Genomic DNA, 12,827 nt, shown 5'->3' on the forward strand with positions numbered 1-12,827 from the left:
ACATTCTTGACAAATCTGTGATTGATCGGTCCCCGTAGCTGCAAGGCACCAGATACGGGGACCGATCATGATCGCACGCTTTTTCCTTACCGCCGCCTGCCTCGCCCTGGCTAGCGCGCCGCTTTCGGCGCAGGACACCGCCGACAGGGATGCGGCGGCGGGGCCGGAGACGAAATTCACCGGGGCCGACCTGTTCGGCCTGTCGGTCGCGGCCGATCCGCAGATCAGCCCGGACGGTTCGCAGATCGCCTATGTCCGGCGCACCAACGACATCATGACCGACCGCGCGCTCTCCTCGATCTGGCTGATCGACGTGAGCACGGGCGCGCAGCGGCCGCTCGTCAGCGGGGCGGGATCGCATGGCAGCCCGCGCTGGTCGCCCGACGGGACGCGGCTCGCCTATGTCTCGACCGAGAGCGGCGGCGGGCCGGAACTCCACGTGCGCTGGATGGCGACCGGCGAAAGCGCCAATATCACCGCCCTGCCCGAAGCGCCTGCCGCCATCGCCTGGGCGCCGGACGGCACCCGCATCGCCTTCACCGCGCGCATCGCCGGGCAGGCGACCACGCTCGGCCAGCCGCCGGCCAAGCCCGAGGGCGCCGAATGGGGCAAGCCGCTGCAGGTGATCGACCGCGCGACCTATCGCCGCGACGGCGGAGGCTATGTCAAGCCGGGCACGATGCAGCTTTTCCTCGTCGCCGCGACCGGGGGCGATGCGCGCCAGCTGACCTTCGGCGAATACGACACCGGCGGCACCGTCGAATGGGCGCCCGACGGCTCGAAGCTCTATTTCAGCGCCAACCGCCGCGAGGACTGGGAGCTCCAGCCGCTCGAAACCGACATCTTCGCGCTCGACATCGCGAGCGGCGCGATCGACCGGCTCACCACCCGCAGCGGGCCGGACTATGCCCCGCAGGTCTCGCCCGACGGGCGCATGATCGCCTATCTCGGCTACGACGATGTCGGCAATGCCTACGACCAGGCAAAGCTCTACCGGATGAACGCGGACGGTTCGGGCAAGGAATTGCTGCGCGCGGAATTCCCCGCCAGCCCCGATGGGCTCGAATGGACCGAGGCGGGGCTCTTCGCCAGCTTCGAACGCGAGGGCGAGCACCGGGTCGCGCGCATTTTCGCCGACGGCGGCATGACCCTGACGGAGCCGCGTCTCGGCAGCACCTATTACGCCCTGCCCTATACCGGCGGCGAATGGTCGGTGAGCGAGGACGGCACGATCGCCTTCACCACGGCGAGCTCCACCAGCCCGCCCGATGTCGGGGTCACCACCCGCCGCGGCACGAAGACGCTGACCGCCCTCAACGCGGTCAAGCTCGCGGGCAAGGAACTCGGCGAAACCCGCGAGATCGCCGTGACCGCGCCGGACGGGACGCGGATCCCGGCGTGGATCATGCTGCCGCCGGGCTATGAGGAAGGCAGCCGCGTGCCCACGATCCTCGAGATGCACGGCGGCCCCTATGCCGCCTACGGCCCCGAATTCTCGGCCGATTACCAGCTCTACGGCGCGGCGGGCTATGCCGTGCTGTTCACCAATCCGGGCGGCTCGACCGGCTATGGCGAGGCCTTTGCCGACCGGATCGAGGACAATTACCCGATCTCCAATTTCGACGAGCTGATGGCGGCGGTCGATGCGGCGATCGCGCAGGGGTTTGCCGATCCCGACCAGCTCTTCGTCACCGGCGGTTCGGGCGGCGGCGTGCTGACGAGCTGGCTGGTGGGCAAGACCGACCGGTTCCGGGCCGCGGCGACGCACAAGCCGGTGATCAACTGGACGAGTTTCGCGCTGACCGCCGATTCGGTGCCCTATTTCGGGCGCTACTGGCTCGGCGCGATGCCGTGGGAGAACCCGGAGCTATACTGGCAGCGCTCGCCCCTGAGCCTCGTCGGCAACGTCACCACGCCCACGCTGGTGCTGGTCGGCGCGGACGATTATCGCACCCCGCGCAGCGAGGCCGAGCAGTATTACGCCGCGCTGAAGCTCAACGGCGTCGACACCGCGCTCGTCGTGACGCCGGATTCGAGCCACAACAACCTCTCGCAGACGCCGAGCCAGCAGGCCGCGCGCACGGCGAGCGTGATCGCGTGGTTCGACAAGTATCGGGAGGGCGCGGACGCCGGGGAGTGACGGGAACGCGCGCGGCCTTCCGCGCTTTGACAGGGGCGTGAGCGCGCCCTTTTCCTGGATCCGGCCCGAACCGTGGGGCGTCCATGTCGTGCCGGCGGATTGCTGGGTCGATCCGGGGCGCGCCGTCGACCGCGCGCTCGTCACCCACGGCCATGCCGACCACGCGCGCGGCGGGCACGGCGAAACCATCGCCACGCCCGAAACGCTCGCGATCATGGCGCTGCGCTATCGCACGGGGATCGAGGACGGCTCGGGCGAGATGCCGTCCCGGGCCACGCCCGTCGCCTATGGCGAAACGATCCGGCTGAAGGGCGGGGTCGATGCGACCTTCGTGCCTGCCGGCCACGTCCTCGGCAGCGCGCAGATCCTCCTCGAACACGCGGGCGAGCGGGTCGTCATCACGGGCGATTACAAGCGCCGCCCCGACCCGACCTGCGCGCCCTTCGAGGTCGTGCCCTGCGACATCTTCGTGACCGAGGCGACCTTCGGCCTGCCGGTCTTCACCCATCCCCCGATCGGGGAGGAGATCGGCAAGCTGCTCGCCGCCCTGCGGGCCAATCCCGGGGGCTGCGTCCTCGTCGGGGCCTATGCGCTGGGCAAGGCGCAGCGGGTGATCGCGGAACTGCGCGCCGCGGGGCACCACGATCCGATCTACCTTCACGGCGCAATGGAAAAGATGTGCCGGCTCTACGAGGAGCACGGCGTGCCGCTCGGCGAACTGCGGCTGGTGGGCGATCATGCGAAGGACGACATCCGCGGCGCGATCGTCGTCGCGCCCCCGTCCGCGCTCAACGACCGCTGGTCACGCCGCCTGCCGGACGCGATCACCGCCATGGCGAGCGGGTGGATGCGGGTGCGCCAGCGCGCCCGGCAGCGCAATGTCGAACTGCCGCTGGTCATCTCCGACCATGCCGACTGGAACGAACTCACCGCGACCATCGAAGAGGTCGATCCGGTCGAGACGTGGATCACCCATGGCCGCGAGGAGGCGCTGCTGCGCTGGTGCGAACTGGGCCAGCGCCGCGCACGGGCGCTGGCCCTGGTGGGGCGCGAGGACGAGGATGACTAGGGCGGGGATCACTGGGGCGGGGATCACTGGGACGGGGATGACTGGGACGGGGATGACTGGGGCGGGGATGACTGGGGCGGGGATGAATGGCCTTGCCTTCCTGCCTTCCTTCAAGAGCGGGGCGAACGGAAGGAACCGCCACCGCGGCGCTATCGGGCGGATGGTGCGCCGCCGTGAAAGCGGGACGGCGCGCGCGTGAAGGCGTTCGCGACCCTGCTCGACACGCTGGTCTACACCACCAGCCGAAACCGCAAGCTCGCGCTGATCGCCGACTACCTGCGCGCGACGCCCGATCCCGATCGCGGCTGGGCGCTGGCGGCGCTGACGGGGGAGCTGGACTTTCCGGGGGTCAAGTCCTCGACCATTCGCAACCTGATGAAGGACCGGGTCGATCCCGTCCTGTGGACGCTCGCGCGGGACTTCGTCGGCGACACGGCGGAAACCGCGAGCCTGATGTGGCCCGATCCGCAAGGCGCTGCCGCATCCGCTCCGCCCACGCTGGACGAAACGGTGGCGGTGCTCGCCAGCCTCACCCGCGCCAGCGCACCCAAGGTGCTGCCCGGCCTGCTCGACGGGCTCGATGCCAATGGCCGGTTCGCGCTGATCAAGCTGGCGACGGGCGGGATGCGGATCGGGGTGTCGGCCCGGCTCGCCAAGACCGCCTTCGCGCAGGCCTTCGGCGTTCCGGTGGAAGAGGTCGAGGAATACTGGCACGCGCTCGAACCGCCCTATGCCGACCTGTTCCGCTGGGCGGCAGGGGGCGGCGATCCGCCCGACGTCGCCCACCACCCGCGCTTTCGCCCCTTCATGCTCGCCCACCCGCTCGAGGAGGCGGTGGTGGACCTTGCCGATTACGCGGCGGAATGGAAATGGGACGGGATCCGGGTCCAGCTGGTCCGGGTGACGAAGGACGGCGTGCCTTCCACCCGGCTCTATTCGCGCAGCGGCGACGATATCTCCGCGAGCTTCCCCGAAATGCTCGATGCCTTGCCTCTCGATGCCGTGCTCGACGGGGAATTGCTGGTCCAGGGCGAGGCGCAGGGCGGCGCCGAAGGCGGCGCGGCGAGCTTCAACGCGCTCCAGCAGCGCTTGGGGCGCAAGACCGTGTCGAGGAAGCTGCTCGCCGAAGCGCCCGCTTTCGTGCGGCTCTATGACGCGCTGCTGCTCGAGGGTCGGGACTTGCGGGACCTCCCCTGGACGCAGCGGCGCGCGCGGCTCGAAGCGCTGATGGAGCACCTCCCGCCGGGCCGGTTCGATCTTTCGCCGGTGGTCGAGGCGCGCGATTTCGCCCACCTCGCCCAAATCCGCGAAGGCGCGCGCGACGATGCGATCGAGGGGCTGATGCTCAAGCGCCGCGACGCCGCCTATATCGCCGGGCGCAAGGTCGGCCTGTGGTACAAGTGGAAGCGCGACCCGCTGCTGATCGACTGCGTGCTGATGTATGCCCAGCGCGGCAGCGGCAAGCGCTCCAGCTTCTATTCGGACTACACCTTCGGCTGCTGGGACGGCGATCCGGACGCGGGCGCGGAACTGCTCCCGGTGGGCAAGGCCTATTCGGGCTTCACCGATGCCGAATTGAAAAAGCTTGACCGGCTGGTGCGCCAGACCACGCTCAACCGTTTCGGCCCGGTGCGCGAGGTCGAACGCAGCCTCGTCTTCGAAGTCGCCTTCGACAGCGTCCACACCTCCAAACGCCACAAATCGGGCCTCGCCATGCGCTTCCCGCGCATCCACCGCATCCGCTGGGACAAGCCGGTGCACGAGGCCGACCGCATCGAGACGCTGCGGGCGCTGGTGAAGGATTGAGACGATGAAGACGCAGGTTCGCTCCAACTGGTCGCACGCGCTGCTCGTGTGCAGGAAGTGCTCGAAGAAGCAGGCGAAGAAGGGCCGCGGCTTCGGCCCGCAGCGCAAGCGCCTCGCGGCGGCGCTGAGGCGGGAGCTGGGCGCGGGCAAGGGGCGCAAGGCGGCGGTCGGGGTGATCGAGGTCGCGTGCCTCGATATCTGCCCCAAGAACGGCGTAGTGGTGATCGACAGCCGCGCGCCGGGCAGCTGGCGGATCATCACGCCCGATGCGGATTTCGAAGAGCAGATCGAGCCATTGCGCTGAACCCGCCCCGGCGGGCAGCGCCGTGCGACGGCTCAAGGCGTCTCGCGCACCGCCTTTGCATGGTGCTTTGCGTTCTCGGCGTAATGCGCGACGCCCAGCTTCATGCCGGCGATGGCGGCGTCGTTCAATTCCTTGAGCTTCTTTGCCGGACGGCCCGCCCACAGCTCGCGCGGGCCCATCACCTTGCGCTCGGTCAGCATCGCGCCCGCGGCCAGCATCGCATCGCTGGCGATCACCGCCTTGTTCATCGCGATCGCGCCGAGGCCCACGAAACCGCGATCGTGGATCGTGCAGCCATGCACCATCGCCATGTGGCCGATCAGCACATCATCGCCGATTACCAGCGGGCACCCTTCCGGGTCCATCGGCGAGGGGCCGTCGCAATGCAGCACGCTGCCATCCTGGACATTGGTGCGCTCGCCGATGCGGATCGAGGAGACATCCGCGCGCAGCACGCAATTGTACCAGATCGAGGAGCCCGCCCCGATCTCGACATCGCCGATGATCGCGCAGCCGGGCGCGATGAAGGCGGTTTCGTGGATCTTCGGGGCCTTGCCGTGGATGGCGATGATGGTGACGCCCGGAAATCGCGGGTCGTGGAGTGTCATTGCTGCTGCTCCCATTCTTGTCTGGTCAGCGAATACTGGATCGTCGGATTTTCCTCCGGGCGAAAGGCCGGGTCATCGAAATCGAGGTCGCGCCGCCGCTTCATGCCAAGCTTTTCGATCAGCTTCCAGCTTGCGACATTGGCGTCGCTCGTCAGCGCCACGAGATGCGGCGCGCCGAGGGTTTGGAACGCCCAGCCGATCACACCGCGCATGGCTTCGTGTGCGTATCCCCTGCGCCAGCGATCCTGCCGCACCACCCAGCCGATCTCGTGATCGCCCGGATTGGGCGCGAGCGCGTTGTCGACCCGCTTCATGCCCGCATGGCCGACCAGTTCCCCGTTCGCCTGCTCGATCAGCATCATGAAGCCGAAACCGTGGTTCGCGTAGCTCTCCATGATCCGGCCATGCCTGATCTCGATTTCCTCGAGCGACTTCGGCCCGCCCAGGTGGCGCATCATTTCGGGCGCGCTGAGCAATCGGTGCTGGAGCGCGGCATCGCCCGGCCGCACGCGGCGCAGGATCAGCCGGTCGGTTTCGATTACCGTGTCGTCGATCGCGTCAGCCATCGCGGCTTTCCCAGCCCGCGCGGTCGATCGCGTAGACGATCACGTGCGGGTCGTCGGGGTCGAAGCCGGCTTCCTCGAAATCCAGGTCCGAGCGCCGGACCATGCCGAGCCGCTCCATCAGCCCCCAGCTCGCCCGGTTGTTGCGGACGGTGAGCGCGATCACCAGCGGCGCGGCAAACCGGTTGAAGGCCACATCGAGCGAGGCCTCAGCCGCCTCGCGCGCATAGCCGTGGCCCCACGCCTCCTCGCGCAGCCGCCAGCCGATCTCGAATTCGCCGACCGGCCCGCCCGGCGCGTTGCACCTCTTGAGCCCGCAAAAGCCGAGGATCGCGCCATCCTCGCGGCGCTCGACCACCCAGAAGGTGTGCCCGTGCTCGGCCCGGTAGCGCTCCAGCCGCTCGCGCGTGGCGGCCATCTTGGCGTCGTCCATCACCCCGCCCAGCCAGCGCATCACCGCAGGCGTGTTGGTGGCGGCGAAGAACGGCTCCCAGTCCGCCTCGCGCCAGTCGCGCAAGGCGAGGCGAGGCGTTTCCAGCCGGAAGTCAGACCGCTGGTCAGCCATTCAGCAGGCGCGCGGCGACGGGCGCGTGATAGGTCAGGATGCCGCTGCATCCGGCGCGCTTGAAGGCGATGAGCTTTTCCATCAGCAGCGCGTCGCGATCGCCCGCCCCGACGCTTTCGGCCGCCTCGATCATCGCGTATTCGCCGGACACCTGGTAGGCGAAGACGGGCACGCCGAAGGCCTGTTTGACGCGGTAGATGATGTCGAGATAGGCCAGCCCCGGCTTCACCATCACGCTGTCCGCGCCCTCGGCAATGTCGAATTCGACCTCGCGCAGCGCCTCGTCGCCATTGGCCGGGTCCATCTGGTAGCTTTTCTTGTCGCCCTTCAGCAGCCCGCCCGATCCGACCGCGTCGCGGAACGGGCCGTAGAAGGCGCTCGCATACTTGGCGGCGTAGCTCATGATCTGGACGTTGTGGTGCCCGCCCATCTCGAGCGCGCGGCGGATCGCGCCGACGCGCCCGTCCATCATGTCGGAAGGGGCGATGATGTCGGCCCCGGCCTCGGCCTGGTTGATCGCCTGGTCGACCAGCACCGCGACCGTGTCGTCATTGGTGACGTAGCCGCGTTCGTCGAGGAGGCCGTCCTGCCCGTGGCTGGTATAGGGATCGAGCGCGACATCGGTCAGCACGCCGATCTCCTCGCCGCAGGCATCCTTGATCGCCCGGATCGCGCGGCACATCAGGTTGTCGGGGTTGTGCGCCTCCTCGCCCGCGTCGCTGCGCCGGTCCGGGGGCGTGTTGGGGAACAGCGCGACCACCGGGATGCCGAGCCTGACCGCTTCGCGCGCGCGTTCGGCGATGAGATCGACCGACCAGCGCGAAACGCCGGGCAGGCTCGCCACCGGGTCCTCCACGCCCTCGCCCGAAGTGACGAAAAGCGGCCAGATGAGGTCGGCGGGCGTGAGCAGCGTTTCACGGTGGAGCGTCCGGCTCCAGGCGGAAGCGCGCGTCCGGCGCAGGCGGGTGTTGGGGTAATGTCCTCTCATGGAGCGACGTGTTGCCGCAAAGATCGCCTGCGCGCAATCGGGCGCGCGGCGTCAGTTCATGCTTCGGGCGAGGTCGATCTTCTCGATCTCGCGCTCGGGCTCGTCGATCTCGCTCGGCAGCGGCTCGAGATCGGCGAGCGCGGCGCCCACCTCGACCTGCTTCAACTCGATCAGGCGGCGGCGGAAATCGATCAGCTCCGTGCCGGACAGCTGCGCGCGGGAGACGAAGGCGACGCTTTCGGGATTGATCGAACGCCCGCCGCGATACATCTCGTAATGGAGGTGCGGGCCGGTCGACAGCCCGGTCGAGCCGACATAGCCGATGATCTGCCCGCGTTCGACCCGCTGGCCGCGGCTCACCGCCATCCGGCTCATGTGGCAATAGCGCGTCGAAAGCCCTTCGCCGTGGTCGATCCGCACCGCGATCCCGCACCCGCCCGCGCGGCCCGCCGACGTCACCCGCCCGTCGGTCACGGCGGCGATCGGCGTGCCGTGGCGGGCGCGGAAATCGAGCCCGGCGTGCATCCGGCGATAACCGAGGATCGGGTGGCGCCGCATTCCGTACCGCGAGGAAACCGGGCCGGGCACCGGTTGCACCAGCCCGCGGCGCTGCTCGCCCACGCCCGAGGCTTCGTAGAACTGGCCATCCTCGCCCCAGCGCATGAGCTGGGTCTTCGGCTGCCCGCCGCGGTCGATCCCGGCATAGAGCAATTGCCCCGCCTGCCGTTCCCCCGTGGCGGCGCGGCGATAGGCGAGGATGATGTCGAATTCGTCCGAGGCGCGCACGTCGCGGTCGAGGTCGATCTGGTTGTCGAGCGCGCGCAGGTATTCCTGCACCGCGCTGGCCGGGACGCCGGCGGCGCGCATCGAGCGGTAGAGGCTCTGCCCGACCGGGCCGCGCACCCGCAGCGGCGTGTCGTCGACCCGGATGACGTTGCGCCTGAGCGCGAGCGGCCCCGTCCCCGCTTCGCCGGCGCGCTCGATCGCGAGCTCGAGGTCGAACCGCGCGCGGAAGGACAGCGCATCGAGCGGGCGCGGCGCGCCCGGGGCGGGACGGCGGCCGAGCACGATGTCGATCTGCGTGCCGGGTTTCAGTTCGGTCAGCGGCATGGCCTCGCCGATCAGCCCGGTGACCCGCGCGACATCCCCGCCCGCAAGGCCCGCACGGCGCAGCATGGAACCGAAGCTGTCGCCGGGGGCGAGCGTCGCGACCAGTTCGATCCGCGGGCGTTCCGGCGCGTCCCTGAGCGGGATGACCCGCCCGCCCGGCGCCATGCGCCGCCCGGTTTCCCCGCCGAGGCCGAGCGGCAGGATCATCCGGCTGCGCATCTCCTCGCGGATCCCGGGATCCTGCGGCATGGCGGCGCGCGCTTCGAGCGTGGTGAAATCGGGCCAGAAGGCGAATGCCGCCGCGCCCAGCGCGATCAGCGTGCCGAGCCCGCGGAACCAGCGGCGGCTACCGATATTCTCGGCGAGGTCGGGGGCAAGGTCGAGCCGGTCGAACCACCGCCCGGCCGACAGCTTCCATTCGTCGTAGCGATCGCCGAAGCCGCGCACGCGGGTGACGACCTGGCGCCGGACCTTTTGCTGCGGGCTGGGGGGCGCGGCCGCCTTGCCGCGGCGAAGGTAGGAGACGAGGTTCCCGGCATCGGGCAGCACCGGAACGGCCGGATCGCGGCCACCTTCGCGCGAGCGGGCGGCGTCGGCGGCGGCGTCGGCGTCGGCGTCAGCGGGCCAGCCCTCCCGGCCCCAGGCTGCGCCATCAATGTCGCGTGCGTAATTCAAGCATCTCGTCCGGTCTCGAGGTGGCCCGGCCCGGCGGCGGTACCGACGGAGCGCACGGCCCTGCGCCCTTCCCGGCGCGTCCCCTTTGCCCGTATTCCCTGCCCGATCAAAGTAAATGCCGGCTTAACCAGCGACCGGACGAGTCTGGCCTGCGACGGACGGATGCGACCCGGGCACGGGCCGCCCCCATCGGAGGTTGCTCCGCGCGGCCAAGCCTGACAGAACGGGGGCCGTGACCTTTCCCGCGAACGAGACCGGCCGGGGCGAACATGGCCGCGCGGGCGCCAGAAGTGGGGGCGGCGGGCAGGTGCGCGCCGTGCTCGGCCCGACCAACACCGGCAAGACCCATCTCGCGATCGAGCGGATGTGCGGGCACTCCTCGGGCATGATGGGCTTTCCGCTGCGCCTGCTCGCGCGGGAAGTCTATGACCGGGTTCGGGCGATCAAGGGCGACGACGCGGTCGCGCTCATCACCGGGGAGGAACGGATCGAGCCGCCCAACGCGCGCTATTTCCTCTGCACGGCGGAGGCGATGGACCGGCTGGGCGGCGGGCATTCCTTCGTCGCGGTGGACGAGGCGCAGCTGGGCGCGGACCCCGAACGCGGGCACATCTTCACCGACCGACTGCTGAACGCGCGCGGGCGGGACGAGACGATGATCCTCGGCTCGGCCACGCTCGAGCCGATGATCCGCCAGCTGATCCCGCGCGCCGAACTGGTCGAACGGCCGCGCTTCTCCACCCTCACCCACGCAGGGTCCGCCAAGCTGTCGCGCCTCCCGCCGCGCTCGGCCGTCGTCGCCTTCTCGGTCGAGCAGGTCTACGCCATGGCCGAGGCGCTGCGCCGCTTTCGCGGCGGGGCGGCGGTGGTCATGGGCGCGCTCAGCCCCGAAACGCGCAACCGCCAGGTCGAGCTGTTCCAGAACGGCGAGGTCGATTACATCGTCGCCACCGATGCGATCGGGATGGGATTGAACCTCGATCTCGACCACGTCGCCTTCGCCGCGCTGACCAAGTTCGACGGGCGGCGCAAGCGGCGGCTCGCCCCGGCGGAGATGGCGCAGATCGCCGGACGCGCCGGGCGGCACCAGCGCGACGGCAGCTTCGGCACGCTGACGGGCGGGGGTTCGCGCTCCGGCGCGCCGCTCGAATTCACCGAGGAAGAGATCTACGCGATCGAGGAGCATCGCTTCGCCCCCCTCACCCACCTGTTCTGGCGGGAGGCCGAACCGCGTTTCGACAGCCTTGCCGCGCTGATCGCCGATCTGGAATCCAAACCCGAACACGACGCGCTCAAACCCGCCCCGCCCGCAATCGACCTCGCCGTGCTCAAACGCCTCGCCGAAGAGCCGATCGCCGACACCGTCAAGGGCGCGGGCGCGGTGCGGCGCTTCTGGGAGGCCTGTTCGCTGCCCGATTTCCGCGCGGTCGGGGTCGACACCCACGCCCGCTTCGTCGCCCGCCTGTGGGACGACCTGCGCGAAGGGTGTCTCGGCGCGGATTTCGTCGCCGCGCGCATCGCCGAGCTTGACCGGGTGCAGGGCGACATCGACACGCTGCAGGGGCGGATCGCGGCGATTCGCTCGTGGGCCTATATCTGCCAGCGGCCCGACTGGGTGCTCGCCCGCGACGAGATGGCGGCCCGCGCACGGGCCGTGGAGGCGAAGCTGTCCGATGCGCTCCACGCGCGCCTGACCGAACGCTTCGTCAACCGGAGGACGACGATCTTGATGAAATCGCTGGGACAGGATGCGAGCGCCCTTCCCGTCACGCTGGAACCGGACGGCCGCGTGACGGTCGAGGGCGAGGCGATCGGGCGGCTGGAGGGTTTCCGCTTCAGCGTCGATCCCGATGCGACGCTGGCGGACCGCAAGATGCTGCTCGCCGCGGGCGAGCGGGCGCTCCCGGCGATCCTGACGCAGCGGGCGGACATGCTGCTGGGCGAGCGGCTGGCGGAACTGGAGATCGCGCAAGGCGCGATCGAGTGGCAGGGCCGCCCGCTCGCGACGATCACCATGCCGCCCGATTTCGCCGCCCCCCGGCTCGACTTCGCGCGCGAGGTGACGATGCTGCCCGACGCGGCGCGTGCCCGGCTAGAAGGAGGCCTGTCGGCGTGGCTCGCGGCCCGGCTCGAACCGCTCGCGCCCCTGCGCAAGCTGGCCGAGGCGGCGCGCGATCCCGCGGCCGGTTCGCAGGCGCGGGCGCTGCTCATCACCCTGATCGAGGCAGGCGGCGTCGTCAGCCGGGAAAAGGCCGGGCTCGAACACCTGCCCAAGGAGATGCGGCCCTTCCTGCGGAAGCTGGGCGTCACCTTCGGCGCGCTCGACATCTTCGCCGGTCCCCTGCTCAAGCCCGCGCCGCGCCGCCTGCTCCATGCGCTCGGGCTCGACCGCAGGCCGCTGCAGGACGCGATGCTGCCGGTGCTGGCCGAACAGAAGCGCCTGCCCGCCGGTTACCGCCCGGCCGGGACGCAGGCGATCCGGGTCGACCTTGCCGAAAAGATCCTGCGCGCCGCCTTCGACGCGCGCGCCAAAGCCGGGGAGCGGGCGGCGAAGGGCGCCGCGCCCGCGCCGCGCAAGGCCCGCAGCGGGGCGCGTTTCCGGATCGACCTTGCCCTGCCCACCTCGATCGGGCTGGAAGAGGACAACACCCGCCGCCTGCTCGGCAGCGCGGGTTTCCGCTACCACCGCGCGCGCACCCTTGCCGAAGCCGCGTTCGGCCCGCCCGCGCCCGACAGCTGGACCTGGCGCCCGCGTAGGGCTGGGGAGCCGCGGCGCGCGCGCGACGGGCAGGCGGGTGACGGGCGACAGGGCGAGGGGCAGCACCGCGCGGAAAAGCCGCGCACCGCGCGCAAGGGGCCGCCGCGCAAGGGCCCTCCGGCCAAGGAACACAGGCCGCGCGCGCCCAAACCCGATGCAGGCCCGGCCCGCAGCGGGGGCGCCTTCGACGGGCTCGCCGAACTGCTCGGGCAGAAGGCGGGCGGCAAGTGAAGCCGGCGGC

General features: G+C 70.3%; 10 protein-coding genes. 5 read left to right on the top strand and 5 right to left on the bottom strand.

What is annotated here, in order from left to right; genetic code table 11:
• The first annotated feature begins 67 nt into the window (after positions 1 to 67).
• The 4 genes from BLU08_RS10565 (at position 68) to BLU08_RS10585 (ending at position 5,319) form a co-directional block, all read left to right on the top strand.
• Entirely contained in the window at positions 68 to 2,140 is a 2,073-nt protein-coding gene (locus BLU08_RS10565) for a S9 family peptidase (RefSeq protein ID WP_090199310.1), read from the top strand.
• A 37-nt stretch (positions 2,141 to 2,177) separates the two neighbouring features.
• Positions 2,178 to 3,209: a ligase-associated DNA damage response exonuclease gene (locus tag BLU08_RS10570; protein ID WP_090199311.1), complete on the top strand. Its 1,032-nt coding sequence runs from the start codon at positions 2,178 to 2,180 to the stop codon at positions 3,207 to 3,209.
• A gap of 195 nt (positions 3,210 to 3,404) precedes the next feature.
• The gene (locus BLU08_RS10580) at positions 3,405 to 5,015 is read left to right on the top strand and encodes a cisplatin damage response ATP-dependent DNA ligase (protein ID WP_090199314.1); all 1,611 of its coding nucleotides are present in this window, start codon (positions 3,405 to 3,407) and stop codon (positions 5,013 to 5,015) included.
• Between the two features lie 4 nt (positions 5,016 to 5,019).
• A complete protein-coding gene (locus tag BLU08_RS10585; RefSeq protein ID WP_090199316.1) occupies positions 5,020 to 5,319 on the top strand; it encodes a hypothetical protein in 300 nt (99 codons plus the stop codon).
• Between the two features lie 32 nt (positions 5,320 to 5,351).
• Here the strand turns inward: BLU08_RS10585 and BLU08_RS10590 are convergent, their stop codons facing one another.
• Genes BLU08_RS10590 through BLU08_RS10610 form a run of 5 tightly spaced genes read right to left on the bottom strand, consistent with a single transcriptional unit; the run spans position 5,352 to position 9,828 of the window.
• Positions 5,352 to 5,927 carry a gamma carbonic anhydrase family protein gene (locus BLU08_RS10590; RefSeq protein WP_090199318.1) on the bottom strand — a complete coding sequence of 192 codons (576 nt, stop codon included), beginning with the start codon at positions 5,925 to 5,927 and terminating at the stop codon, positions 5,352 to 5,354.
• The gene (locus tag BLU08_RS10595; RefSeq protein ID WP_233995939.1) at positions 5,924 to 6,493 is read right to left on the bottom strand and encodes a GNAT family N-acetyltransferase; all 570 of its coding nucleotides are present in this window, start codon (positions 6,491 to 6,493) and stop codon (positions 5,924 to 5,926) included. The genes BLU08_RS10590 and BLU08_RS10595 overlap by 4 nt, the downstream gene beginning before the upstream one ends.
• Positions 6,486 to 7,055 carry a GNAT family N-acetyltransferase gene (locus BLU08_RS10600; RefSeq protein ID WP_090199320.1) on the bottom strand — a complete coding sequence of 190 codons (570 nt, stop codon included), beginning with the start codon at positions 7,053 to 7,055 and terminating at the stop codon, positions 6,486 to 6,488. Before BLU08_RS10600 ends, BLU08_RS10595 begins: the two co-directional genes overlap by 8 nt.
• Positions 7,048 to 8,043, bottom strand: a complete 996-nt coding sequence (hemB, locus tag BLU08_RS10605) for a porphobilinogen synthase (protein ID WP_090199322.1) — start codon at positions 8,041 to 8,043, stop codon at positions 7,048 to 7,050. Before hemB ends, BLU08_RS10600 begins: the two co-directional genes overlap by 8 nt.
• A 51-nt stretch (positions 8,044 to 8,094) precedes the next feature.
• Positions 8,095 to 9,828, bottom strand: coding sequence for a M23 family metallopeptidase (locus BLU08_RS10610; protein ID WP_233995940.1), 1,734 nt, complete (start codon positions 9,826 to 9,828; stop codon positions 8,095 to 8,097).
• A gap of 364 nt (positions 9,829 to 10,192) precedes the next feature.
• Between BLU08_RS10610 and BLU08_RS10615 the strand changes: the two genes are divergently transcribed.
• Entirely contained in the window at positions 10,193 to 12,817 is a 2,625-nt protein-coding gene (locus BLU08_RS10615; RefSeq protein ID WP_090201275.1) for a helicase-related protein, read from the top strand.
• Positions 12,818 to 12,827 lie beyond the last annotated feature (10 nt).

It is taken from the genome of Erythrobacter sp. HL-111 (genome assembly GCF_900105095.1).
Taxonomy (GTDB): domain Bacteria; phylum Pseudomonadota; class Alphaproteobacteria; order Sphingomonadales; family Sphingomonadaceae; genus Erythrobacter.

Excerpts from the sequence above, each read along its gene's own strand:
- BLU08_RS10565 (WP_090199310.1), top strand. The coding sequence starts at position 68 with ATGATCGCACGCTTTTTCCTTACCGCCGCCTGCCTCGCCCTGGCTAGC.
- BLU08_RS10585 (WP_090199316.1), top strand. The coding sequence starts at position 5,020 with ATGAAGACGCAGGTTCGCTCCAACTGGTCGCACGCGCTGCTCGTGTGC.
- BLU08_RS10590 (WP_090199318.1), bottom strand. The coding sequence starts at position 5,927 with ATGACACTCCACGACCCGCGATTTCCGGGCGTCACCATCATCGCCATC.
- BLU08_RS10595 (WP_233995939.1), bottom strand. The coding sequence starts at position 6,493 with ATGGCTGACGCGATCGACGACACGGTAATCGAAACCGACCGGCTGATC.
- BLU08_RS10600 (WP_090199320.1), bottom strand. The coding sequence starts at position 7,055 with ATGGCTGACCAGCGGTCTGACTTCCGGCTGGAAACGCCTCGCCTCGCC.
- hemB (WP_090199322.1), bottom strand. The coding sequence starts at position 8,043 with ATGAGAGGACATTACCCCAACACCCGCCTGCGCCGGACGCGCGCTTCC.
- BLU08_RS10615 (WP_090201275.1), top strand. The coding sequence starts at position 10,193 with ATGTGCGGGCACTCCTCGGGCATGATGGGCTTTCCGCTGCGCCTGCTC.